Source organism: Petrotoga sp. 9PW.55.5.1, assembly GCF_003265365.1.
Lineage (GTDB): Bacteria > Thermotogota > Thermotogae > Petrotogales > Petrotogaceae > Petrotoga.
This window is the reverse complement of the sequence record NZ_AUPM01000010.1, coordinates 134539-160213: the sequence shown is the minus strand read 5'-3', so window position 1 is coordinate 160213 and position 25675 is coordinate 134539. Positions and strand designations below refer to the sequence as shown.

Sequence of the window (25675 nt, the reverse complement as noted above, 5' to 3'; positions counted from 1 at the left end):
TTAATTTTACTCTTCAATACTTATAGCTTCTGTAGGACAAGCATCAATAGCATCTTGAACACATGGAGCATCACTTTGTTCATCAATAACCTCTGCTTTACCATCATCTGCCATTTGAAAAACATCTGGGCATAAACTTTCGCAAATAGCATCTCCAATACAAGCTTCTTTGTCTATAACTATCTTCATATCTGCACCTCCGAGTATTTTGTAAGATGATTCTAGGTTATATCCTACTACTTCAAAACATCAAACCTTTGTGATTATATCATATAAGAATCATAAAGAAATTAAAAATAAAATTAAGAATATTTGAAGAAGAAAATGTTTCTTGAATTAATTAAGCTTTTTAACTTCTTCAACTACTCTATCAACTATATTAATTCCTACCCTTGCTTGTGCTTCATCAGTTGAAGCCCCAATATGAGGTGTTGCGACAACATTTGGCATGGAAAGAAGCTCTTTATAAAATTCAGACGTAGGAGGTTCTTCTTCGAAAACATCGAGTCCTGCACCGAGAACTTTACCGTTTTTTAAATACTTCAATAAAGCTTTTTCATCTAATACTCCGCCTCTTGCCGCATTTATTATAACAACCTTCTCTTTCATTTCTTCAAATTGTTCATCACTAATCATATGATAGGTCTTATCGTTCTTAGGAACATGTAGTGAAATAACATCTGAATTTTTCAGTAACTCTTCCAAAGAAACCTGTTTAACTTTGTATTCTTTTATTTCTTCTTCTGTTAATTTTACCAAATCATAAATCAACGTTTCTGTTTCAAAACCTTTTAAAAGATTTGCTAGATTTTTCCCCACGTAACCAAATCCAATTATACCAAAAGTTTTTTTCGATAATTCTAACCCTTTTAGTTGTTTCTTTTCCCATTTCCCCTCTCTAAGCCCAACCGTCCCTCTTGTAATATGTCTATAAATATCTAAAACCATTCCTAAAACTAATTCAGCAACTGAAAGTGAGTTTTGCCCAGGGGTATTTAAAACTTTTATACCTTTTGCTTTAGCAGTTTCGACATCAATGTTATCCAATCCCATACCTGCTCTTCCAATAATCTTTAACTTATCTACATTTTCTAACATATCTTTTGTAACTTTAGTCGCACTTCTTACTATTAAAACGTCGTAATCCTTAATCTTTTCTTTTAAAACTTCTTTATCAAAATATTCAGAAGTTATTTCAGCATTTGGAAGATCATTTTTCAACTTCCGTAAAGCATCTTCATCCAATGGATCATTTATATGAATTTTCAACATTTTCTATACCCCCTCTTTCATGAAAACTTCTTCAGCTGCTTTTACTCCTGTGCCTAATTCAATAGCATAACCAAACTTTTTCAATGCCATTTCTAAAGCACTTATAGCGATTATAATATCAAATTTTGACATGTATCCTAAGTGAGCAATTCTTATAATCTTTCCTTTTAATTTTGACTGTCCACCAGCAAAAGTTACTCCCCAATCATCTCTTAAGAATTTTACTATTCCTTTTCCATCAATATTTTCAGGAACTTTTATAGAAGTTAGAACGTTTCCTGGCCTTTCAGCAAAAATTTCTAAGTTCATAGCTATAACCGCGGCTCTAGTTGCATCCGCCAATATTCTATGTCTTTCCCATATATTTTCTATTCCTTCATTTTTAAGGCTTTCAGTAGATTCTACAAGTTGATATATGAGGTTAACTGGAGGTGTGTAAGGTGAATCAGGGTAGCTTTTTTTGTATGCCCTCAAATCAAAGTAATATCTAGGACTTGTACAACCATCTACCAACCTCATAGCTTTATCACTTAAAGCAATCATTGCAACTCCTGGTGGCATCATGAATCCTTTTTGAACCCCAGTTACAACAACATCTACGTTCCATTCATCCATCTTTAATGGTTCTGCTAACATTCCAGAAATAGCATCTACAACTAAAACAGCGTCAGTATCTTTAACTACTTCAGCAATTTCTTTAATAGGATTAACTACACCTGTAGAAGTTTCACTTAATGTAGTAAAAACAGCTTTTACATCAGGATTTTCTTCTAATACTTTCTTTATTTCTTCTGGCCTAAGATATTTCCCCCACTCTACATCTATTTGAATCAAATTAGCACCATAGGTGTTGCATAACTCACACCATCTTTCACCAAATTTTCCTCCGTTTACAGCAATAACCTTATCACCTGGTGAAACCAAATTAGCCACTGCAGCTTCCATAGCACCTGTTCCTGAAGAAGATAATGAGTAAACGTTACTTTCTGTTTGAAACAAATACTTGAGATTATCCAAAGCTTTATTTTGGATATCTAAGTACTGAGGCGTTCTATGATGGATTGTATCTTTTGCACCTTCTAATAAAACATCGATCGGAACTGGTGTTGGACCTGGTGCCATAAGATAATTCTTTTTAACAAGTTTTGCCACAAAAATCCCTCCTCTTAAATTTTGTGAAAATTTTCTTATTATTTATTATTTTATCATATTTTTTATATTTTAATAAGAGACAATTTTTATCTATATATATTTATTCCATCATAAATTAACATGTCTAATAGAAACAACTTCAAAATTATTTTGCCTGAACTCTATAAGGTGTTATAATTGTTATGGGAAAAATATATATAAAGGAGAAAGTCAAGAAAATTGCACGAATCTACAGAACAAAAGATACTTGGTTTGATAGGTTTAGCAGCAAGAGCTGGTCAGATTCTTTATGGGAAAAAAAGTTTAAGAAGCTATATTAAATCATATCAAAACAAAAAGTTGATCATAATACCTCGAGATACTGGCGCCAGAGTTAAGTTAGATATAATAAAACATTGTGAAATCTTTGATGTTCCATACATTGAAATAAATAAAAATAAGTTTGAATTTGCTAAATTACTTGGTAAAGTAAATGTGAGTATAATAGGGATTAAGAATGAAAATATTGTAGAGGGAATACTTAAGTTAATTTCCAGTGGAGGTGTTTTATAGGTGGGTAAGACCCGAGTATATGAAGTTGCAAAAGAATTAGGAATGAATTCTAAAGAACTAATTGAATTCTTAGAGGAGGAACTAAATATTATTGTTAAAAGCCACATGAGCACAATTGAAGATGAGACTGTTGAGGCTATAAGAGATCTTATAGAAGAAGAACGTCAATTAAAGAAAAAGCCAAAAAAACAAGAAGAAGAAGAAGATAAACAAAAAAAGAAAGTTTCAAAACCTGAAAAACAAACCAAACAAACTATAGAAGAAGAAAAACCAATTAGAGAAGTAACAATTTCTCCTACAGATTTAACTCTTGAAACTTTATCGAAATATGTTGGTATTTCTCAAACAGAAATTATAAAAGATATGTTCATAAAAGGTATAGCCCTTAGACCGGGTCAAAAATTAGACGTGAAAACTGCTGAAAATATTGCTTTAAATTACAATATTCTTCTAAACTTTGAAGAGGAACAAAAAGAAACACAAGAAACAAATATATCTGATTTAGAAACTATTCTTTCTAACAGATGGAAGGAGATTTATGAAAGTAATAAAGACAAACTGGTCTTAAGGCCACCAGTTGTTACTGTTATGGGACACGTTGATCATGGAAAAACTACACTCTTAGATAAAATAAGAAACACAAAGGTTGCTGAAAAAGAAGAAGGAGGAATCACTCAATCTATCGGGGCTTATCAAATAGAATACAATGATCATAAAATTACATTTATAGACACACCCGGGCACGAAGCCTTCACAGAAATGAGAGCAAGAGGTGCTCAAGTAACAGATATAGTCGTACTTATTATTGCAGCAGACGATGGTGTTATGCCTCAAACTATCGAAGCTTTCAATCATGCTAAAAATGCTAACGTTCCTATAATAGTGGCCATAAACAAGGTAGACAAACCTAATGCGAATTTAGATTTGACAAAACAACAAATGGTTTCTAAATTGAATTTAGTTCCTGAAGATTGGGGAGGAGATACAATAACCGTCCCCATATCAGCGAAAACTGGAAAAGGAATAGACGAATTACTAGAAATGATAATTTTAGTTGCTGAGATGCAAGAAATTAAATGCATTCCTGATGGACCTGCCAGAGCTGTTATAATAGAGAGTAGGATCGATAAAGCAATGGGGCCTTTGGGAACTGTTATTGTGAAAGATGGAAAGCTAAAAGTTGGTGATGATTTTGTTGCTGGTTCAACCTTCGGGAGAGTTAGAAGAATTGTCAATGATAAAGGTCAAAGTTTAAAAGAGGCAGACCCTTCAACGCCAGTACAAGTATTGGGTTTCAATGAAGTTCCTAATATCCACTCTATTTTCTATGTTGTAGATTCCAAGGATGAAGCTAGATCTATATCTGAAGAGATCAAGGAGAAGGAAAAAGATCAAAGTAAGATTCCTTCCAAAAGACATGTGAGACTTGAGGACATTATGCAAAAAATGGAAGAAGAGGAAAAGAAAAAACTAAATATATTGCTTAAAGCAAGTACTTATGGAGAGATAGAAGCATTGAAAAATGCAATCAAAAAATTTGAAAATCCTGATATACAAATCGATGTTGTCCATGCTGGAATAGGCCCCATAAGCACAAGCGATATTATGCTAGCTTCTGCCTCTGATGCAGTCGTAATGGGCTTCAGAGTCAAAGCAGATTCAAAGTCATTAAAAATGGCTGAAGCCGAAGGAATTGAAGTTCGTAGATATAATATTATATTTGATCTTATAGATGATATTAAGAAAGCTTTGGAAGGTATGTTAGAGCCTGTTGAACAAGAAGAAATTACTGGTAACGGAATATTGAAAGAAGAGTTTAAAATAAAAGGTGTAGGAAAAATTGCGGGGGTACAGTTAAATGAAGGGCATGTTCAAAGAGACGGTGGTGTAAGAATCTATAGAAATGGATCTCTAATAGCAGATGTAAAGATAAAGAGTTTAAAACACTACAAAGATGAAGTTAAGTCAGTAGAAGCTCCCAAAGAATGCGGTATTCAATTTGAAAATTATGAAGATTTTTCAAAAGGTGACGAATTAGAGTTTTATAAATCAGTATTTGTAAAAAGAGAGCTGGATTTGCAATCAAAAACTAATTGAAGCGGGGATGATTTATGAACCTTGATTATAAAATAGTTGGAATAAGAGGAGCAACATCCTTAAGCAAAGATCATCCGATTGAATTAACTGAAAAGGTCTTAGAATTGTGGAATAAAATAATTGAAAACAATGATATTATGCATATCATCTCTGTGATATTTTCTGTAACACCTGATATCAAAAGCTTAAATCCCGCAACTATACTTAGAGAAAAATTAGATTTAAATAACATTCCATTTATGTGTCTGCAAGAGGCTTCTTTTGAAAATTCTGCAGTCAGAATTATAAGGATACTCATTATATGTGAAAGTAAAACACAAAATTTCGTCTATTTACACGAAACAAAAGAGTTAAGAACAAAAAAAAATAACAATTAATTTTGCCTGTAATTAAATGTAAGAGGTGATATTTTGAAGGATCAGGTTAAAATGATTTATTTTGACTTAGATCATACTTTGTGGGATTTTGAAAAAAATTCAAAAGAAACTTTGAATAAAGTATTTCACAATTACCATAAAATATTCATGAAAACGTCACTTGAAGATTTTATAGATTCTTACCTTAAAATAAATTCTAAATTATGGGAAATGTATCGTAATAAAGAAATAAGTCAAGATGATCTGAAATTACTTCGCTTTGAAATTACTTTAAACGCCTTAAAAATCAAACATAAGGAAGGTTTAGTAAGAGAGATGAACGATTTTTACTTAAAAACTTTAGCCCAACAAAGACATCTTGTAGAGGGCGCTTTTGAAGTTTTAGATTATTTAAAGGAAAATTATGAATTGGGTATTCTAACCAACGGTTTTAAAAATATCCAAATGACCAAAATGAAAAGTTCTCAAATAATTGATTACTTCAATATTTTGGTAAGTTCCGATGACGTTGGAGTACCAAAACCAGATGAAAAAATATTTGAATATGCAGTAACTGTAGCTAAAAAATCTAAAGAAGAGATTTTGTATATAGGTGATGATTTAGAAAATGATATTTTACCTGCTTTAAAATATGGAATGAAAGCTATTTGGTTTAAAAATCATCAAAACAAAACTCAACCAACCGATAATGGAATCTTATCAATAAATAAGTTGGTTGAATTAAAAAACATATTTTAAATATCTTTCAGGTAGTATATCCCTTTATAAAAACTTGAAATTTTTTTATTGCTTATTATATCTAAGTACGTTTTATTTGTTTTGTATTTTTCTCTTCCTCTGTTTATTAAAACAATAACCCGGTTATCAAAACTCTTTTTTTCAAAAATAAGTACATCTCCATTTGCCTCTCTTAAATCATATTCCCCACAGGTTAAAGCTGGATTGTTTTTTCTAAGTGATATAAGTTTTTTACTGTACTCAAACATTTCTTTTTCCGATTGGTTCCATTCTTCTTTAAATTTCATTGGAACCCTCCCACTCTCACTAAAATGCAGTATAGTCGCATCACCTTGCAAACCAATTTCGTTCCCATATTCTAATATTATATTCCCTGTTAGACTCATCAATAATCCAAGCGCGATTTTTAAGTCTTCAACATCTTTGCAAATATCTATAAATCTAGGTAAGTCATGATTCTCTATAAAGTAGGTTAGTTGAAATTCCTTTTCATTAAGTTTATTAGACAAAATTATTTGATCGTACAAATCTTTCAAGCTTCCTTTTTTCATACCTATTATTTCTTTTATGGTATCGTATGTAGCAAAATCAAATAAACTTGTGAATCTTTGGGCATCTCTACCCTTAAATCTTTTTAGAAGTTGGAAATTTTTAACTTTATTCCCTTCATCTTCCCAAACTTCTCCGATAACAATTACATCTTTTTTTATTTTTTTCATCCTACTTAGAAACTCTTCAAGAAAATCTAGTGGAAGACCCAAGGCATGATCTAATCTATAACCATCGATATCAAAGTTTTTAAGCCAATATTCACCAACTTTTATCAAAAACTCTTTAGTATTTTTATCGTTTAAATCCCAAAAAATAAAAGACCTTTGCCATCTTTCTTCTTGAGGAGATTGAGGTGGTTCTACACTTACTGTTAAATCTTCTGGAACTGAATTAAAATCAAACTCTTTAGAAGCATGGTTTAATACTAAATCAAGTATAACTTTTATACCTCTTTTGTGTGCTTCTTCTAAAAAATTAATAAGAATCTTCCTTGATACTTCTTCTGAAACATCAGAAATGTGCTCAGCGATTGAAAAATAATTTGTAACGTCATATCCATGGGTTGTATCGCTTTTGAAAATAGGACCAAGATATATCAAATCTATTCCTAACTCTTTTAAATAATCTAGCTCTTGAATAATACCTTGAAGGTCCCCGTTGATTGCATTCTTTTCATAATATTTATAACTTTCTATTGGTGTATTCGTTTTTTTTATCTCCATTTTTGAAGAATTTAATTAATATATGATATCCTATAAACACTCTTTATCCTCCTCAAGTAAAAATCTGTCGAAAGAATTTTATCATTCTTATTTTAAAACAATGAAAACGTTTCCTAAATTTATATTAGTCAGTTCTTTTATCAAATGGAATGATATTTAAATTTCAAAACTATTTTTTTTCAAATTGCAAAAGATTTACCTTTAATTCCAATCTTGAGAGGTCTGTTGATTTTTATTCCCCATTTTGAAGGGGAATTGGCTTTAATTCCACTTTTCGAGGCGGAATGGTGGAGCCCTCCGGTTCGTTCGATATCAAATGCCGCTAATTTTCCTTGCCCCCTTTAAAAAGAGTCAAGGATATGTTATCATTTCAAAGACATCTAATTATGATCTAACCAATTGTTTTCACGGACATTTAATATGATCTAACCCGAAAACAAATATTTTACGATAAATATGATATAATTAAATTATAATTATTGAAATTCCAACTTTTGAATCGACTAGTGAAGGGGATGATATTTTTGAATATATTGATGGTTTATCCTTCATACCCTGAAACTTTTTGGAGTTTTAAACATGCTCTTAAATTTATTTCAAAAAGTGCCGCTTTACCTCCATTAGGATTGTTAACTATTGCTTCGTATTTACCTAAGGAATGGAATGTTAAATTAATAGATATGAATTATCAGAAACTACAAATAGAAGATATAGTTAATTCTGACTATATTTTTATTAGTGCTATGGCTGTTCAAAGAGAATCAGCTAAAAAAGTTATTAAAATTTGTAACGACTTGAAAATTCCTATAGTTGCTGGTGGACCTTTATTTACAATGGAACCAGATACTTTCCAAGACTCTGTTGATTATTTCGTCCTAGGGGAAGCAGAAGAAATAATGGAAGAACTTGTAAACGATATGCAAGAAAAATCTCTGAAAAGATATTATGCAAAACCAAATTTTTGCGATATTGGAAAGACTCTTCCCCCTCGTTGGAGCCTGTTGAACATAAAAAAGTATGGATCAATGAGTATACAATACTCAAGGGGTTGTCCTTATAACTGTGAATTTTGTGATATTAGTGCTTTGAATGGGAAGAAACCTAGAACAAAAAACGATAGACAAGTGATCTACGAACTGCAAACTTTATATGAGACAGGTTGGAGAAGATCAGTTTTTTTTGTTGATGATAACTTCATTTCAAATAAATCTAAATTGAAAAAAGAAATCCTTCCTGAAATAATCAAATGGCAGAAAGAACATGATTACCCATTCTCTTTTTATACAGAAGTTTCGATTGATTTTAGTAATGATGATGAATTAATGAATTTAATGCATGATGCCGGTTTTGATAGGGTTTTTATTGGTTTAGAAACGCCTGATGTTGATAGTTTGAAAGAAGCAAATAAGTATCAAAATTTAAAAAAAGATCTTCAGGAATCGATAAAGAAGATACAAAGTCATGGTTTTGAAATTCAAGGAGGATTTATTGTAGGTTTTGATAATGATAAGCCTACGATATTTGATAAAATGTTTGAATTTATACAAAATAATGGTATAGTAACTGCTATGGTTGGTATATTAAATGCTCCAAGAGGAAGCGAACTTTATAACAGACTTTTAAAAGAGAATAGACTAAAAGGGGAAATTAGCGGTAACAACGTTGACGTCAATACGAATATTATACCAAAAATGAATTTTGATTTTTTAATAAATAACTACAAAAATCTGATGAATAAGCTTTATTCTCCAAAATACTATTACGCGAGAATGAAAAAATTTCTAGTGAATTACATAGCACCTAATAATTCAAAACCAAAAATAGGACTTCAAGAAATAAAAGCATTTATTAAATCCATTTTTGTTTTGGGAATTTTTGGAAAAGAAAGGAAGCATTACTGGAAGACTTTTTTCTGGGGTCTTTTTAAAAAACCTCAAGCATTTCCAAAGTTTATAACTCTTTCCATATATGGTTATCATTTTAGAAAAATATCATCAAAATTATGAATCTTACATAATTAAATGTCAAGAGGGTTCGTGCTCACACTATAAGACATTTCAAAAAGTAAACTTAGGGTGAAAAAATAATGTCAAAAAAAATATTTAATACTTTCTTTTTTATAACAATGGTCCTAATATCTTTTACTGCAAATCTTTCCAAAGACAGTATGTTAATTTATTTAAATGATGATTCTTGGATTACCAATCAAATTGCTGAAAAGATAAGAAGTATAGGTAATTACATGTATAATATTCAAATAGAAAAAGCTATGTCAAATTCTACATATACAAGCGATTATGACGTAATATTGAATATATTTACAAACTCAAAAGAAAATATTAGTATCGCTTTTGGATATTTTCAAGGTGGGGGGTTTTCTTACTCAGATTTCACAGGTGAAACTAGTGATTGGGTAGAGAGATTTTCTGTTAAAACTCTTGAAACAATATCTTTTCAAAGATTTTTATACGATGAGAGTTGGGATGTTCTGCAATTAACATTTTGGAAAGGAGTAGATGAATATCCTATCTTCCAAGATAATAAGCTATATTTTATTAGTGATCGATACATTGGAAATCGAGAAGTTTATATATTTGATTTTGAAGACGGTTCAGAAGATAAAATTTCTTTGGAATATTCTGCAGAGTATTTCCCTGATATCTCTCCAAATAACGAACTCCTTGCATTTCAAACAACAATGTTCGGTAAGTGGGATGTAGTTTTGTATGATTTAAAGACAAAAAGCATAAATAGAATAAGTCCTTCGGATAAAAATGCGTATTCACCTTATTTTTATGATAATACTTTATTAATATTCACTATGGAGGAAGATTCTGGACAATCGACTGAGGTATGGATGTATGATATATATTTTGATAAGTTAGAAAAACTTACCGACTCAAAGAATCTATTAAAGTTCCGTCCAGTAAAGTGGGATGGAAATAAAATAAGCTTTTATGCTGTAGACTCGAAAAATGCTGATATGAACATTTATTATATGGATGAAAATAATAAGATTCATATTTTAACTAACGATACTTACCAAACTGATAATTGGTCTAATGGATCAGAATTACTTGTTTATTCTGAATTCAACGGAAGATATTTTACAATTAATGAATATATAAACGGCCAAAAAAATAACGTTTCAAAATCTATAACAAACGATAGCTTTTATCCAAGCTATTCTCCCGACAAAAAATTTATTTTTTTCACAAATTATCACTCTGAATCTGACATTTTTGTCATTAACAGAGATAACCTCTAAAAAATGGGGTGGTTTGAATTAATGATGATTTGAATGAAGACAAATTTGAGAAAAATAATGAAAGACGGTTTTCTTATCTTTCATTGAAAAAAATAATTAAGATTTTAGGGTTGCTTATTTTATTCATTATGATGTTTTGGAATTTCTTGGTTGCAGCCTTTTTCATAATACTATTTAATATCAAAAGCTTAAAAAAATCCGTCTTCGGAAATCTTCCTTTAGAAACCAAAAAAAATTCTTATAAGGGTCCTATAACGATAGAATACAAAAAAGCCAACTTGCCTTTAAAACTAGATATTTACTATCCTTCAAAGCCAAAAAATAAATATCCTGTAGTTTTTTTCGCACATGGTGGAGGATGGGTAACAGGAAGCAGGAAACTTTCTAGTGTGACTTCCTGGGCAAAGTACTTGTCAGGCAAAGGTTTTGCTGTAGTAGCAATTGACTATCGATATGGATACTTTTACAAATTTGAAGATCTAATAGAAGATTACAGCAGTGCCTTGAATTATATTAGAGAAAACTATCACAATCTAAACATCGATAAAGATAAAATTGTATTAATGGGAACTTCTGCAGGAGGAACTCTTTCTCTTTATTACGCTGCATATCATAGTTATTTCAATCACACTAAAGAGTTAGAAGGTATAAAAGGAGTGGTCGCTTGGTATTCTCCCACAGATTTATTAGATTTGTGGAATATACAAGTTGATTCTTTGTTTGCCCAGTTTGCTGTGACAACTACAATGAAAGGAACCCCAAAAAACAAATATGAAGATTATAAAGCCTTTTCCCCAATTAATTATATTTCGGAAAGAATGCTTCCCACCATGCTGATACATGGAGAAAAAGATTCCACTGTTCCATTGAACAGTTCGGTAAAATTTTACGAAGAATTAAAAAAGCAAGGAGTAAATTCTGTATTATTAACGCACCCTAAAGGTGAACATTCTTTTGAGCTGGAATTAAAAGATCTCCTAACTCAAAGACTAGTCGAAAAAACTGTTAACTTTATCAGAGAAAGAGTTGAAAATTTACCCAATTATGCTTTCCATAAGAATAGAAATTGATATATAATTATTCTTCACATAGTCAAGATATTGTTTTTTCGAGTAATAAGGTAGGGTATATTTTGTTTGACATATTCAGCAAATTATGCTATAATATGACAGAAAGAAATATCAATTAAGGAGTGTTGAGATTGAAACAAGGTATACATCCAGAAATGAAACTTATAACGGTTAAATGCGCTTGTGGTGCTGAACATAAATTATATTCAACAGTAGATAGTTTCAGGTTAGATGTTTGTTCCGAATGTCATCCTTTTTATAGAGGTGAATTAGGATCACAAATATTAGACACTGAAGGAAGAGTTCAAAGGTTTAAGAATAAATACAAAGATTTCCTTAAAAACTAAGTTTATTAAAAAATTTTCTAGGGGGGATTTATTAGACTAAATCCATAGTTTTTTTTCATTGTAAAAAGTTCTTTGTTTAGTTGGTCCTTGCTATTGTTAAGTAAATCTTATCAATATCCAACTGAAAAACAGAAAAAACTTCGGAGGTGAAGACCAACGCCTGGACCCAGGCCACCTTTGTTAAAAAAGGTGATATCACAGCTTAGCAAGGTTCTCGTGATAAAGAAAGAAGGGTGAGGTAAGAATTATGGTAAACGAAAGTATTGCAACAGGGGATTTCGTAAAAGGAAAAGTTATTGATATTAAGAAATTTGGGGCTTTTTTAGAACTTGAAAATAGTGAAGAAGGATTTGTACATATTTCTAAGATTTCCAAAAAATACGTTAAAGAAATTTCTGACTTTTTAAAGGTTGGACAAGAAATTGAAGGTAAAGTGATAGGAAAAACAAAAGATGGAAAATATGAATTGTCTTTGAAAGAAGTTAACAACGATGAGCCTGAAACAGGAAAGTCTCAGAACTTTGAAAAGAGACTTAACCAATACTTAAAAGACAGCGAAAAGAAGATATCTGAATATAGAAAACATTTAGACAAGAAAAGAAACCCAAGAAAAAGATAAAAAATTTAACAGTTATTTTATAGATTATATGTAGGATTAAAATTGAGAGGGATTAAAATCCCTCTCAATTTTTATGATACAATATTAATGACCCAATATTCATTTTAAAAATAGATATTTTGATTATAATAAAGTGATTGTATTGTAAGGAGGAGTATGTTTTGAGCGCGTTCACTAAAATTAAAGGAACCAAAGATGTTTTTGGTGAAGAAATGAAATACTGGGAGTATGTTGAAAATAAGGCAAAAGATTTATTTAAAAGGTACGCATTTAAAGAGATACGAGTTCCGACTATTGAAAAAACTGAGCTTTTTAGTAGGGGTGTTGGTCAAGAAACAGATATAGTTCAAAAAGAAATGTATACCTTTGATGACAAAAAAGGTAGATCTCTTACCCTAAGACCCGAGGGTACGGCATCTGTTGCAAGAGCATATATTGAAAATTCTTTGATCTCATTTGGATCTCCTCAAAAATTATTTTATATAGGACCTATGTTTAGATATGAAAAACCTCAATCTGGAAGATACAGAGAGTTCTATCAATTAGGAGCGGAAATATTTGGAACTGATCATCCTCTAGCTGATGCAGAGTTAATTGCTTTCATTTATGATTTTTTCTCAAATCTTAAATTAAGCAATTTTAGGATAAAAATAAACAGTATCGGAACTTTTGAGAGTAGAGAAAAGTACAAAGAGATTTTAAAAAAGTATTATGAACCTTTGCTTCCTAATTTATGTGAAGATTGCCAAAGAAGGTACAATACCAATGTAATGAGATTGTTAGATTGCAAAAAAGATGTAGAGGCTTCAAAGAAAGCTCCCTCAATACTTGATTATTTAGATGAAGAAAGTCAAAAACATTTTAAAGAACTACAACATTTTTTAAATATCTATGGCGTTCCTTATGTAGTTGATCCAAAGATTGTAAGAGGTTTAGATTACTATACAAAAACAGCTTTTGAAGTTGAACATTTGAATTTAGGAGAGCAAGCGGTTATTGCAGGAGGAGGCAGATATGATAATCTAGTGGAACAACTTGAAGGCCCTAAAACTCCTGGAGTTGGTTTTGCAATTGGAATAGAAAGGCTGATAGAGGCCATAAAAAAAGAAAATATTTTTGTTAAAAGTGATTATAATGTAGAAGTCTACATAGCTTATCAGGGGGAAAAAGGACAAGCAGAAGCTTTAAAGTTATCAAAATACCTAAGAAAGAAAGGCATAAAAACATTTCTAAATATCTCAAAAAGAAATTTGAGAGGCCAATTCAAACACGCTGACAGATTAAACGTTAAATTCGTAATCATTATTGGAGATGAGGAAATTTCAAAAGGGATAGTTACAATAAAAAACATGGAAAATGGCGAACAAACCGAAGTCGAAAAAAACTGGGTATATGAGATAATTACTGAAAAATTAAACGAAAAATAACGAATTGTATTTGGAGGAAATTAACTATGATACTATTAAGACCTTTTGTTATATTTATAACTTTTATTTTGTCGTACATACCTATCTTACAATTCATTGGACTGGCACTTCTTTTTTTTATTTATCACGTATTAATAAGAAACAGAAATTTTCACATTAAAAAGATGAAAGAAGTTTATAGTTCAAATAATTTAGATTTTCCAAATATAAAAGAAAAAAGTCCATTGATATGGTTGTTTGTATACATCGCCTCTTTTTTAATAATCAATATATTTTATTTGTATTTATCACAGCAAATTTCATCTTTATCTTTTGAGGAACTTGAAAATTTTGTTTTACCAAATTGGCAGATTTATCTCTTTTTAGGAAGTTTTATAATGAGTTGGATTTCTTACGCTACGATAATAAATCGTATAGATAAAGATCAATGGCAACTACAAGAATCTGAAATCACTCACAAGATAGTAAAAAATAGGTTTATAAAACTAAGAGATGGTAATGTAGCAATGTTTCTCAGAATTATAACTCTGGACATCTATCAATGGTTCTTACTATTCTTTTTATTAAGAGAAACAACCATACATTATTTTGAAGATGGTACTGCAACTGGTAGATACACTCAATTAATTAAAACACAAAAAGTTGAGAAAACAGATCAAAATAGTCAAGAAAAATTTGAAAATAAAGAAGAAGAAACCTTGCAACAAAAATTAATTGAAAAAATAAAAAACACGGAAGAAAATGAAAGATACAGTATTATTTTTTCAGAATTAACTTCTTTAGAGGATAAACAAAAAGCAAAAGAAGTCCTTGACGAATTATATGAGAAAAATTATATAAAAAGAGAGCAGTATGAGAAACTACTGGAATTCTTATAAATATTTGTATCCTCTTAAAATTTGATTAATTCCATGAAATAGTTTAGACTATTGAATTTTCTTATTGGGGGTATTCTGATGACCATTTCTTTATCTGATTCTGATATTACAGATCTGGAAATAAGTACCGTGTTAAATGTTTTAAAGTCAAAAAGATTAGCTTTAGGCCCTTATCTTGAAAAGTTTCAACAATCAATTAAAGAATTTACGAAAGTTAAATATGCCTTAGCAGTAAACAGCGGCACTTCAGCATTACATTTGATATTAAAATCTTTAAACTTTCAAAAAGACCAAAAGATGCTTGTATCTCCTTTTAGCTTTATTTCTTCTGCCAATGTGGCATTATTCGAGGGTGGGATACCAGTCTTTATTGATATAGATCCACAAACTTATAACATTTCTCCTCAGAAATTAAAGGAATTTATTGATAAAAGTTATCAAAAAGATATAACTACTTTTATGGGTGTTGATATCTTTGGAATACCTTCACCTTGGGATGAAATCTATTCTATCCTACCTCAAGAAATAAATATTATAGAAGACTCTTGCGAGGCTTTGGGCGGAGAGTATAAAAATAAAAAGTTAGGAACCTTTGGAAAAGCTGGAACGTTCGCTTTTTATCCGAATAAGCAAATAACTACCGGAGAAGGCGGTATAATAGTGACAGATAATGAAGAAATTTTCGATTTGTGTAAATCCATGTCTAATCAAGGCAGGGGAAAAAGCGGAGAATGGCTAATCAGTGAAAGATTAGGATATAATTACCGCATGGATGAAATGTCCGCCGCACTGGGATTTGCACAAATGCAACGTATAGATGAGATAAGCAAAAAAAGAAAAGAAAAAGCTCAAAGATACTTTGAGCTATTTAAAAATGACAATAGAATTGTTCTTCCTAATGTACCGTCTGTTGTAACTTCTCAAAGCTGGTTTGTATTTGTTTTACGATTGGACTTAGGGTGGCTATCAAATTTCTTAAATATACCAAATTGGGTTAAAAATTTCGAACTCCCCACTAAATTTGAAACTCAAAAAAGCAAAGAAGAATGGTCAAAAATAATTAAACAATTGAGGAACACTTTACAGAACTTAATTAAAAAGTTAAATCAAAAAGGTATAGAATCAAAAAACTATTTTTATCCTATTCATTTACAACCTTTCTATATGAAAATGTTTGGATACACCCCTGGTGATTATCCTGTTACTGAACTAGTTTCTTCTATGACCTTTGCAATTCCTTTTTTTTCTAATATTACTCAGGAAGAGCAAAAGGATGTATATAACGCGATTGATAAAAGTTTAAAGGAGATTAAAAATGAAACAGCTTTCTAAAAGAGCTACAAGTTTAATTGTAATAGATTATCTGTTGTTTTTATTATCCTATATTATAGCTATGTTTATAAGGTTTCAATTTGATTTTCTAGAAATGAGAAAATATATTTCTCCCATTCTATTTTTCCCATTAATAATGGTTATAGTTTTTTATTATTCAGGTATTTACAAATATATATGGCGTTTCGCTACTCTCAACGAATTAAAACCGGTATTTAACAGTGGATTTATAGGATTTTTAATAAATTTTTTTGTTTTTGAATTCGTTAGAAGGTACATCAGTCAAATTTTCACCCTTCCTTTTAGCGTTGCTGCTACCGCCTCCTTAGTTGGAGTTGTTCTCGTTTCAGCAAGCAGAATCTACTGGTTTTCAAAACATTCCCCAGATTCAAAAAAACGATTTGAAAATATAAAAAATATTCTGATAATAGGGGCTGGAGATGCTGGTACAGAATTATTGGGGGAGTATGAAAGACACCCCGAAGAAGGAACTGTTGTTGGATTTTTAGATGATGACCCTGATAAAATAGGAAGAAGCATACGAGGATATCCTGTTTTGGGTAAAACTAAAGAAGTAATGGATTTTGTTGAAAAACACAACGTCGAAGAAGTTATATTAGCAATTCCAAGTGCATCATCTGAACAAATTAAAAAAATAATTGACTATGTTGACACTTCAAAAGTTAGACTAAAAACATTACCTGGAATATTGGAAATCTTGGATAATAAACTTTCATTAGGATTTTTAAGAGAAGTTGATATCTCTGATTTATTGGGAAGAAAAGAGGTAAGTGTAGATCTTAAAGAAATAAAGGAATATATAAAAGGCAAAAAAATCCTTGTAACAGGAGCTGGTGGAAGTATTGGTTCGGAAATCTGCAGGCAAGTGTTACCAATGGGTCCAAAGGCTATTTATTTATTGGGTAAAGGGGAAAATAGCATTTTTGAAATATCAAATGAACTCAAAGAGAAGTTCCCAAACGCTATAATAGAAGAGATAATTGCAGATGTTGCGGATGAAAAAAGGATGGAATACCTTTTTTCTAAATATAAATTTAATGTAGTTTTTCATGCAGCTGCTCATAAACACGTTCCTTTAATGCAGAAAAATCCTACGGAAGCTTTAAAAGTAAATACCCTCGGAAGTTACAATGTTGCTAAACTATCAGGAGAATATGGAGTTGAAAGGTTTGTCTTTATATCTACTGATAAAGCAATAAAACCTACCTCTGTTATGGGTGCATCAAAAAGACTCGGTGAAATTGTTATTAAAAGCCTATCTGAAATTTATGAAACAAGATACGGAATAGTCAGATTTGGAAATGTCTTGGATAGTAGAGGTAGCGTCATTCCTATTTTTAAAGAACAAATAAGAAAAGGCGGTCCCGTTACAGTCACTCATCCTAATATGAAAAGATATTTTATGACCATTCCAGAGGCTGTATCCCTAGTACTACAATGCGGTCAATTTGCAAATAAGGCCGAAATATTCGTTTTAGAAATGGGAGAACCCGTAAACATTGATAGGCTAGCAAGAGAATTAATAAGACTTTCAGGATATATACCTGATCAAGATATTAAAATTGTCTACACTGGAATAAGGCCTGGAGAAAAACTTTATGAAGAAATTTTTACTGAAAGCGAAAAATTCGAAAAAACAAAAAACAAATGGATTTTTATCTCTAAAAATAATAACAAAATGAGTAACATAGAATTTGAAAGTTTTATCAACAAGATAAAAAATATCATTCAAAGAAACGATGTTGAAAAAATACCATATATATTTAAAGAGGTTATTTCTGATGCCCAAATGGATTTAAAAACTGATACTACGTACTCTTGAGAGCATAATTAAAACTATATTTACTTATTCAAGTAATAAAAGTAGAGATTATAAATTAACAAAACAAAGGGGGTTTTTGTATGAAAGCATTGATACTATGTGCTGGAAAAGGAACAAGGCTACGACCAATTACTTTTACAAATGCTAAACCGTTGATACCCATAGCTAATAAACCTACTATTATGTATAGTTTAGAAAAGATAAGAGATGCCGGGATAACCGAAATTGGTTTGGTTGTAAGCCCTGAAAACATAGATGATTTTAAAAATGTCTTGAAAGATGGCAAACAACTAGGCATTAATATATCATATATAATTCAACAAGAGGCTAAAGGATTAGCTCATGCTGTTAAAGTATCAAAGGATTTTTTAGGTAACGATGATTTTTTAATGTATCTTGGCGATAACCTTGTAAACTTCGACCTTTCGACTTTTATTGATAAATTTAAAAAAGGCAATTACGAATCATTTGTTTTACTAACCCAAGTTGACAATCCTTCACAGTTCGGAATAGCTGTTATGGAGGATTCTAAGGTAACTAAAGTTGTTGAAAAGCCTAAAGATGCTCCTTCCAACCTTGCTATTATTGGAGTATATATTTTTACTCCAACAATTTTTGAAGCTATAGAAAATATTTCTCCTTCTTGGAGAGGGGAATTAGAGATTACAGATGCTATTCAATGGTTGATAGATAACTCTAAAAATGTTGGTGCACATATCGTCGATGGTTGGTGGAAAGACACCGGAAAACCAGAAGACCTAATTGAAGCAAATAGAACTATCCTTGAGACTTTAAAAGAGCAAAAAATCGAAGGGGAAGTAAGATCAGATTCATCAGTTCAGGGAAATGTTCATATGGGGAAAAATACAAAAATCATTAATTCTATTGTTAGGGGCCCGGCTATTATAGGTAATAATGTCACTATAAATAATGCATATATTGGACCATATACAAGTATTGGAGATAGCGTTTACATTTCTTCTTCTGAGATAGAAAATAGTATTATTCTTAGTTTTGCTAATATATCCGATGTTAAAATAGGAATAGAATCTTCTATTATAGGAGAAAATTCAAAGATATTTTCCGTTGATAGAAAGCCATATTCATTAAAATTAATAATTGGAGATTACAGTAATATACAAATACCCCGATAGAGGTGCAAAAAATGAATAATAAATTAAATAAAATATCAGAATTGTGGCTTAAATTATATCCTGCTAATGAAGAAGAAAAACTGAATGAACTTATAGACTTTTTGAAATCAAAAAAAGAAAATATGAAGTATGAACCGGAGGATAAATTTTGGTATAAAAAGGGCCTTGTATATTCCACCTATGTTGATTTATTTGCTGGTAATTTTGAAAAAATGAAGGAAAAACTTGATTATTTAAGCAATCTAGGAGTTACTATATTATGGCTTCTCCCCATACTGGAATCCCCAATGAACGATCAAGGATTTGATATTTCTGATTTTTATAAAGTTAGAGATGAATTGGGAGGAAATAAAAGTTTTTTTGAATTTGTAGAATTAGCGCATCAAAAAGGGATTAAAATCCTTTTTGATGTCGCAATAAACCATACTTCGGATAAACATCCATGGTTTCAAGATGCAAAAAAATCAAAAAACTCGAGATATAGGGATTATTACATATGGAGCGATACAGATAAGAAATATTCTCAAGCTCGTTTACTATTTAAAGGTATGGTTAACAGTAATTGGACTTACAATCCTGAGACTGATGATTATTACTTCCATAGGTTCTATGAAATACAACCTGATTTAAATTATAAAAACCCAGAAGTATTAAATGAGATGATAAAGATATTCACTTTCTGGAAACAACACGGTGTAGACGGATTTAGGATGGATGCTGCACCATTTTTGTGGAAAGAAGAAGGTACTAACTGTGAAAATCTCCCTCAAACTCACATGATTTTAAAAATTTTCAGAGCAGCTTTAGATTATTTGAAAGAAGGTACCGCTTTGATAGCTGAGGCTAACCAACCTCCAAAAGATGTTGTGGATTACTTTGGAGAAAGTGATGAATGCCATGTCGCTTATCACTTCCCTGTTATGCCGAAAATTTTCTTAGCCATTGCAGAAGGGAACCCTGAATATATCATTGAAACATTGTCAGAAAAAATTACTCCCCCGGTTCCAAAAGATTGTCAATGGTTTGTATTTCTTAGGTGCCATGACGAATTAACTTTGGAGTTTGTAGAACCTGAAGAAAGAAATAAAATGCTTAAATATTATTTATTGGATGAAAGATGGAACTTTCGAGAAGGAGAAGGAATAGCCGGTAGACTATATAACCAGATGAATAAGGATTATAAAAAAGTACTTTTAGCCTACTCCGTTTTGTTTTCTTTGAATGGAACTCCAATAAATTATTATGGTGATGAAATTGCTATGGAAAACGACGAACAATTCTACAAAATTATGACTGAAAAGATAGGATATAAGGATTCTAGATTTTTTAACCGAGGTCCTTTTAATGAAGAAAAGATGAAAAAAGCGATTTTAGACCCACAAAGTGATAGTTATAAGATATATAACAGTATTAGAAATTTAATTGAATTCAAAAAAGGTTATACGGATATTTTTTCACAAGAACCTGTTTATGAGAATATAGAGGGTGTTTTTAAAGTAAGCAGAAATAGTGAAAATAAATCACTCATTATATACAATAATTTAACAAATAAAGAGAAAAAAGTAGACGATGTAATACTTAAACCATATGAATACAAATGGGTATTAGATTAAGTTGCTCATTTTATTGGAGGGAAATATTTTGACTCAAAAAGATGTGCAAGAAGTTAAAAGAATCGTAAAGGCCGCTGGAGAAAATCTTAAAAAGTGGAGCAAAGAAAATTTTCAGGTTAATTCTAAAAAATCTAGAACAGATTTAGTAACAGATGTCGATTATAAGATACAAGAGTATTTAATTGAACAGATCAATAAAAGTTTCCCAAACTCACTATTCCTAGCTGAAGAATCTGGATTAACAAAAACACCAGATAAAAATGAATATTGGGTAATAGACCCAATTGATGGAACTGTAAATTTTTCAAGAGGATTACCAGAAAACTGTATTTCGTTAGCCTTTGTTGAAAACAGCGAACCTACTTTGGGAATCATCTATGCGCCATTTATGAATCTTTTCTACTTTGCTACAAAAGATCAAGGGGCATTTCTCAACGATGAAAAGATAAATCCACAATGGGCAGTAAATTTTGAAGATTCGATGCTATCTTTAGGAAATAAAAGAGGAAAAACCCATACCTATTTCAAAGCACTTGAAGAAAAGGTTATGAGAATCAGACTTTTTGGAACAGCTGCTTTACAGATTGCCTATGTAGCATCGGGTTATTTAGATGCATTTATCTCTATAAGATCACACCCATGGGATGTGGCTGCTGGGTATCTTTTACTAAAAGAAAGTGGTGGAAAAATAATTAAATTCGATGGAAATAATGCAGATATCTTTTGTTCCAACGCTATTTATTGTAATCCTTACATAGTCAAAGATTTAATCGAAAGTCTTAAAGAATTAAATTGAAAAAAATCAGGAGGCAACCACAAAGTTGTCTCCGTTCTATTTTGTAAATTTCTTATAATTCAGACACCCAATTTTTACAGATTTTAAGACCTTCGCTAGCATCTTTTGCATAAGCGTCACATCCAAAATTTTCTGCCAATTTTTTGTTCATCGATGCTCCACCCGCAATAACTTTCACATTAATACCGTATTTTTTTAATTCTTTCACAACTTCTTCAATTTTTCCAACTGTCGTTGTCATCATAGCAGATAATCCTAGTATCTCTGGAGAATGTTTTTTTACAGCATCTATTATAATTTTGGTTTCTACGTCTTTTCCTAGGTCAATTACTTCAAAGTTACCACTTTTTAAAACTGATCCCACTATATTTTTCCCAATATCATGAATATCTCCTTCAACAGTTGCTAACACTACCTTTGCTTTTTTGTTACTTTCAGTTGCAGGAATCATTTGGTTTAGATAATCAAAGATAGGTTTCACTGTTTCAGCAGCCAGCAATAATTCTGGAAGGTATATGCTCCCTTTCGCATATAATTCTCCTATATTCTCCATAGATTCACCGAGAATTTTTTGACTGACTTCCAATGGACTTTTGCTTTCCAATTCTCTTTCAATTATCTTCTTTACTTCTTCTTTTTCACCTTGAAGAATCTTTTCAGTTAATTCGTCTTGATCTTCAATTTTATTGGTTGCTACTATGTTTTTATCTAGTAGCAAATTCCCTTTCAAAGTATTCATCAAAAATTCGTCCTCTGGATTCATGATTGCTGAAGTTAGTCCGTTATACCTAGCTCTTGATAAAAATGCTGCATTGATAAACTTTCTATCTGGCAAACCAAAACTTAAGTTGGAAAGCCCAAGAGTTGTGTTGAAGCCACTTTGAGAAAGTAATTTTATGAGTTCTAATGTAATTTTTGGATCGTTGTTAGCTCCTAATGACAAAACCAAAGGATCGATAATAAATCTATTTTTTTCAAAACCTTTGTCTTTTATTAATGGCCATTTTTTTACAACAAGTTGAAACCTTTCTTCCGCAGTTTCTAGTATCTCTTTTTCAAGAGCTAATAATATTAATAATCCACCATATTTTTTGATTAATTCCAACTTTCTTTCTAAATCTTTTTTTGAAAGTTTTGATGAGTTTATTATTGCTCTTCCTGGATACTCTTTTAATGCCTTTTCTAAATAATCGAAATTTTGAATATCAAAAGATATGGGGAGTGATGAGTGTTTGTCTAACTCATTTACAATCTGTATAAAATGTTCTTCTGTTAATATTTTTTCGATTCCTAAATTCAAATCTATAGCATCAGCCTGAGCCTTTTTCTGACTATTAGACCTTTTAATAACTCTTTCAAAATTAAATGCTTCTATTTCACTTTGAAACTTCTTACTTCCTGCAGGATTAATTCTTTCGCCAATTACAGTAAAAGGATGAAATGTTTTCAAAATGGTTCTTGAAGAGTACATAACAGGTATTTCTTTCGATATATTTCTTGGCCTTCTTTGAACCATTTTTCTTATTACTTTTATATGTTCGGGAGTAGTTCCACAACAACCACCTATTATATTAACCCCAGCATCTAAATAATCTTCAGTATATACTCCAAATATTTCAGGAGACATTTTATACTCCAATTTTTCCCCGTCAAATATAGGTTTTCCAGCATTTGGCTCAACCGATAAAAATTTATTCGTCGAAAGAGATAACCTTTCAAAAACTCTCAAAAGTTCTTCAGGACCTAAGGTACAATTTATACCTAAAACATCGACGTCCAAATCGTTAAAAACATTAGCAAATATTTCAACAGAAGTACCCGTTACAGAACGTCCATTACTTTCAAAAGTCATGTGAGCAATTAAAGGTAAATTATCAGTAACCTTTCTTATACCATAAACCGCTGCTTTAAGTTCTTTGATATCTGTCATAGTCTCTACTATAAAACCATCGACTCCGTTTTCAAAAAGTACCTTCGCTTGCTGATAATACTCTTCTATTGCTTCATCCATATCAAGCTTTCCCATAGGTTTTGGAAACTCCCCCAAAGAAGACAAATCCCCAAATACTAAAGTTGTTTGATTAGATGCCATTCTTGCAATTTGAACAGCTTGCGCATTTATTTGTTCAAATTCTTTTTCAAAACCCAATTCTCTTAACTTTTTTCTATTTGCACTGAAAGTGTTTGTTAAAAGTATATCTGAACCAGCTTTTACATATTCTTTTTGTAAATCGTACACAACATCTGGATACTTTATATTTAAGACTTCTGCTGGAATTTTGGAGTATCCTTTTTTAATAAACTCTGTGCCGTATCCTCCATCTAAAATCAAAATCTTTTCATTTAGAAGTTGTAAGAAATCTTTTCTATTCATCGTACCACCCTATCATACATATTGTACTTTTTCTTGGGATTATAATGCCCGTGTTCTTGTTTACTTTTACAAGGTTTGTCTTAAGTATAAGGTTAACGATATCCCAATTTTTTCTTATATCGATATCAGAATATCCAGGCGAGAACCTCCTTGTACCTTTTCTAAATTTTTCTCTTAAACTCTTGTCAATCGACTCATTAAAAGCCTCTAAAGATTCAGAGGCCCACGCATCCATGAGCATTGAGCTTAAAACGTTTGAGCTTGAAACATAATTATCTATCTCTTCACCTAATGTTGATGCAAAAAAAGTTATAGATTTAACTTTTGCAAAAGATTTAGGTATTAAATCTACTGGTATGGAATCTACTTTAAAACTTTCAATAATTGCTTTCGGTCTAGCTAACTTTAATCCCAACAAATATATTCTATTTATTTCACCTTTAAGTTTTTCATTAACTTCTAGTTTTTTCCCATCAAAACCGGCTCTAAGTAAATAAAACTTTTTTTGAGGCATAATTTCGTAATTTTGAGGAATGTATATCTCAGCCAATTTCTTTCTCCTTTATTAATTTTGCTAACTCACCTAAATTACTAACTACTATATCCGGTTTTATTGCAATGCCTTTTAGGTCTTCTAACTTTGCTTCTCCCGTTAATACTAAAGCTGTCAAAGTTCCCGCGTTTATCCCAATTAGTATATCGGTGTAAAGCCTATCTCCAACCATACAAGTTTTTTCTGGTGATATTTCAAAATCCTTCATAATCATTTCAAGAATTTTTGGATCAGGTTTTCCAAAGATAAGATCTGGTTCTCTATTTGTTGCTCTTGAAATAGCACTAGCAATAGAGGCTGTATCAGGAATTGGTCCCTCTTTGGTCGGACAATTTAAATCTGGATTCGTAATAACATAGAATGCCCCATTTGATACAAAAATCGATGCTTTTGCCAACTTATCATAAGTCAAACTCTTATCAAAAGTTACAACAACCATCTCAGGAGAATTTTCTACTATCTCATGCCCATACTTCTTATACTCTTGCTTTATAGATGAAGTTCCTACCAGATATATCTTCTTTTTACCAAATTTATTTTTTATGTATTCAGCAGCGGCTATTCCAGCTGTATAAATCTCGTTTTCTCTAACCGGATAACCTAAACTTTTGAACTCTTTTAAGTATTCTTTTTTTGATTTATTGGAATTATTAGTTAAGAAAATCAATTTTTTGTTTAGTTTTTTCAATAAGCTTGAAAACTCTAAAGCTCCTGCAACTAACTCTTGACTAACATAAAAAGTACCATCTATATCCAGAACAAATAAATCTGTTTCTTTTAGTTTTTTTAAAGTTTCCTCAGTATATATCACAACCAAGCTCCTTTTATGAAAAATTTTTTAAACTTCATTATAGTATACCATAAATCAGAAAATGAAGATTCTTCAAGAAGAAAAATATGTTATAATATTACCAGCGAAATCTCAAAATACTGTGAGGC

The 25675-nt window shown here is 31.0% G+C and carries 23 protein-coding genes; 16 read left to right on the top strand and 7 right to left on the bottom strand.

Annotated features, from left to right (window positions below):
- Positions 1-6: 6 nt before the first annotated feature.
- From PW5551_RS02025 to PW5551_RS02015, 3 genes are all read right to left on the bottom strand, one after another.
- Positions 7-189, bottom strand: coding sequence for a ferredoxin (locus PW5551_RS02025; protein WP_012208110.1), 183 nt, complete (start codon positions 187-189; stop codon positions 7-9).
- Between the two features lie 147 nt (positions 190-336).
- On the bottom strand, positions 337-1269 hold the full coding sequence (locus PW5551_RS02020) for a D-2-hydroxyacid dehydrogenase (protein ID WP_113074074.1): 933 nt from the start codon (positions 1267-1269) through the stop codon (positions 337-339).
- A gap of 6 nt (positions 1270-1275) precedes the next feature.
- A complete protein-coding gene (locus tag PW5551_RS02015) occupies positions 1276-2424 on the bottom strand; it encodes an alanine--glyoxylate aminotransferase family protein (protein WP_113074034.1) in 1149 nt (382 codons plus the stop codon).
- 219 nt (positions 2425-2643) lie between these two features.
- Here PW5551_RS02015 and PW5551_RS02010 point away from each other — a divergent pair, with 219 nt between their 5' ends.
- Genes PW5551_RS02010 through PW5551_RS01995 form a run of 4 tightly spaced genes read left to right on the top strand, consistent with a single transcriptional unit; the run spans position 2644 to position 6188 of the window.
- Positions 2644-2976: a ribosomal L7Ae/L30e/S12e/Gadd45 family protein gene (locus tag PW5551_RS02010; protein ID WP_113074032.1), complete on the top strand. Its 333-nt coding sequence runs from the start codon at positions 2644-2646 to the stop codon at positions 2974-2976.
- A complete protein-coding gene (gene infB, locus PW5551_RS02005; RefSeq protein WP_113074030.1) occupies positions 2977-5073 on the top strand; it encodes a translation initiation factor IF-2 in 2097 nt (698 codons plus the stop codon).
- Between the two features lie 14 nt (positions 5074-5087).
- Positions 5088-5450: a chorismate mutase gene (aroH, locus tag PW5551_RS02000; RefSeq protein WP_199562153.1), complete on the top strand. Its 363-nt coding sequence runs from the start codon at positions 5088-5090 to the stop codon at positions 5448-5450.
- Positions 5451-5483: 33 nt separating this feature from the next.
- Positions 5484-6188: a YjjG family noncanonical pyrimidine nucleotidase gene (locus PW5551_RS01995; RefSeq protein ID WP_113074028.1), complete on the top strand. Its 705-nt coding sequence runs from the start codon at positions 5484-5486 to the stop codon at positions 6186-6188.
- On the opposite strand, the gene PW5551_RS01990 is transcribed toward PW5551_RS01995, so the two are convergent.
- The gene (locus tag PW5551_RS01990) at positions 6185-7462 is read right to left on the bottom strand and encodes an alpha-amylase family glycosyl hydrolase (RefSeq protein WP_113074026.1); all 1278 of its coding nucleotides are present in this window, start codon (positions 7460-7462) and stop codon (positions 6185-6187) included. The two genes, PW5551_RS01995 and PW5551_RS01990, sit on opposite strands and share 4 nt — an antisense overlap.
- 515 nt (positions 7463-7977) lie before the next feature.
- Between PW5551_RS01990 and PW5551_RS01985 the strand changes: the two genes are divergently transcribed.
- The 12 genes from PW5551_RS01985 to PW5551_RS01930 all read left to right on the top strand — a co-directional run bounded on the left by PW5551_RS01985 (position 7978) and on the right by PW5551_RS01930 (position 21809).
- Positions 7978-9468: a B12-binding domain-containing radical SAM protein gene (locus PW5551_RS01985; RefSeq protein ID WP_370445888.1), complete on the top strand. Its 1491-nt coding sequence runs from the start codon at positions 7978-7980 to the stop codon at positions 9466-9468.
- An 80-nt stretch (positions 9469-9548) separates the two neighbouring features.
- A complete protein-coding gene (locus tag PW5551_RS01980) occupies positions 9549-10730 on the top strand; it encodes a hypothetical protein (protein WP_113074022.1) in 1182 nt (393 codons plus the stop codon).
- 83 nt (positions 10731-10813) lie between these two features.
- Positions 10814-11800 carry an alpha/beta hydrolase gene (locus PW5551_RS01975; RefSeq protein ID WP_233488397.1) on the top strand — a complete coding sequence of 329 codons (987 nt, stop codon included), beginning with the start codon at positions 10814-10816 and terminating at the stop codon, positions 11798-11800.
- A gap of 131 nt (positions 11801-11931) precedes the next feature.
- Entirely contained in the window at positions 11932-12147 is a 216-nt protein-coding gene (rpmE, locus tag PW5551_RS01970; protein ID WP_113074021.1) for a 50S ribosomal protein L31, read from the top strand.
- Positions 12148-12394: 247 nt separating this feature from the next.
- Positions 12395-12766, top strand: coding sequence for a S1 RNA-binding domain-containing protein (locus PW5551_RS01965; RefSeq protein ID WP_113074019.1), 372 nt, complete (start codon positions 12395-12397; stop codon positions 12764-12766).
- A gap of 161 nt (positions 12767-12927) precedes the next feature.
- On the top strand, positions 12928-14193 hold the full coding sequence (gene hisS / locus PW5551_RS01960) for a histidine--tRNA ligase (RefSeq protein WP_113074017.1): 1266 nt from the start codon (positions 12928-12930) through the stop codon (positions 14191-14193).
- 26 nt (positions 14194-14219) lie between these two features.
- Positions 14220-15071, top strand: coding sequence for a hypothetical protein (locus tag PW5551_RS01955; RefSeq protein ID WP_113074015.1), 852 nt, complete (start codon positions 14220-14222; stop codon positions 15069-15071).
- Positions 15072-15149: 78 nt separating this feature from the next.
- Complete coding sequence (locus PW5551_RS01950; protein ID WP_113074013.1) at positions 15150-16403, top strand: DegT/DnrJ/EryC1/StrS aminotransferase family protein; 1254 nt, start codon at positions 15150-15152, stop codon at positions 16401-16403.
- Positions 16387-18246: a nucleoside-diphosphate sugar epimerase/dehydratase gene (locus PW5551_RS01945; RefSeq protein ID WP_113074011.1), complete on the top strand. Its 1860-nt coding sequence runs from the start codon at positions 16387-16389 to the stop codon at positions 18244-18246. The genes PW5551_RS01950 and PW5551_RS01945 overlap by 17 nt, the downstream gene beginning before the upstream one ends.
- A gap of 80 nt (positions 18247-18326) precedes the next feature.
- Positions 18327-19400, top strand: a complete 1074-nt coding sequence (locus PW5551_RS01940) for a glucose-1-phosphate thymidylyltransferase (protein ID WP_113074009.1) — start codon at positions 18327-18329, stop codon at positions 19398-19400.
- An 11-nt stretch (positions 19401-19411) separates the two neighbouring features.
- Positions 19412-21013 (top strand): alpha-amylase family glycosyl hydrolase, encoded by a 1602-nt coding sequence (locus PW5551_RS01935; protein ID WP_233488396.1) that lies wholly within the window; start codon positions 19412-19414, stop codon positions 21011-21013.
- 28 nt (positions 21014-21041) lie between these two features.
- Positions 21042-21809 carry an inositol monophosphatase gene (locus tag PW5551_RS01930; protein ID WP_113074005.1) on the top strand — a complete coding sequence of 256 codons (768 nt, stop codon included), beginning with the start codon at positions 21042-21044 and terminating at the stop codon, positions 21807-21809.
- A 52-nt stretch (positions 21810-21861) separates the two neighbouring features.
- Here the strand turns inward: PW5551_RS01930 and PW5551_RS01925 are convergent, their stop codons facing one another.
- The 3 genes from PW5551_RS01925 to PW5551_RS01915 are packed head-to-tail and all read right to left on the bottom strand — an operon-like array spanning position 21862 to position 25547.
- Positions 21862-24183: a homocysteine S-methyltransferase family protein gene (locus PW5551_RS01925; RefSeq protein WP_113074003.1), complete on the bottom strand. Its 2322-nt coding sequence runs from the start codon at positions 24181-24183 to the stop codon at positions 21862-21864.
- Entirely contained in the window at positions 24176-24733 is a 558-nt protein-coding gene (locus PW5551_RS01920) for a methionine synthase (protein WP_199562152.1), read from the bottom strand. The genes PW5551_RS01925 and PW5551_RS01920 overlap by 8 nt, the downstream gene beginning before the upstream one ends.
- Positions 24726-25547: an HAD-IIA family hydrolase gene (locus PW5551_RS01915; protein WP_233488395.1), complete on the bottom strand. Its 822-nt coding sequence runs from the start codon at positions 25545-25547 to the stop codon at positions 24726-24728. The genes PW5551_RS01920 and PW5551_RS01915 overlap by 8 nt, the downstream gene beginning before the upstream one ends.
- Positions 25548-25675: the final 128 nt, after the last annotated feature.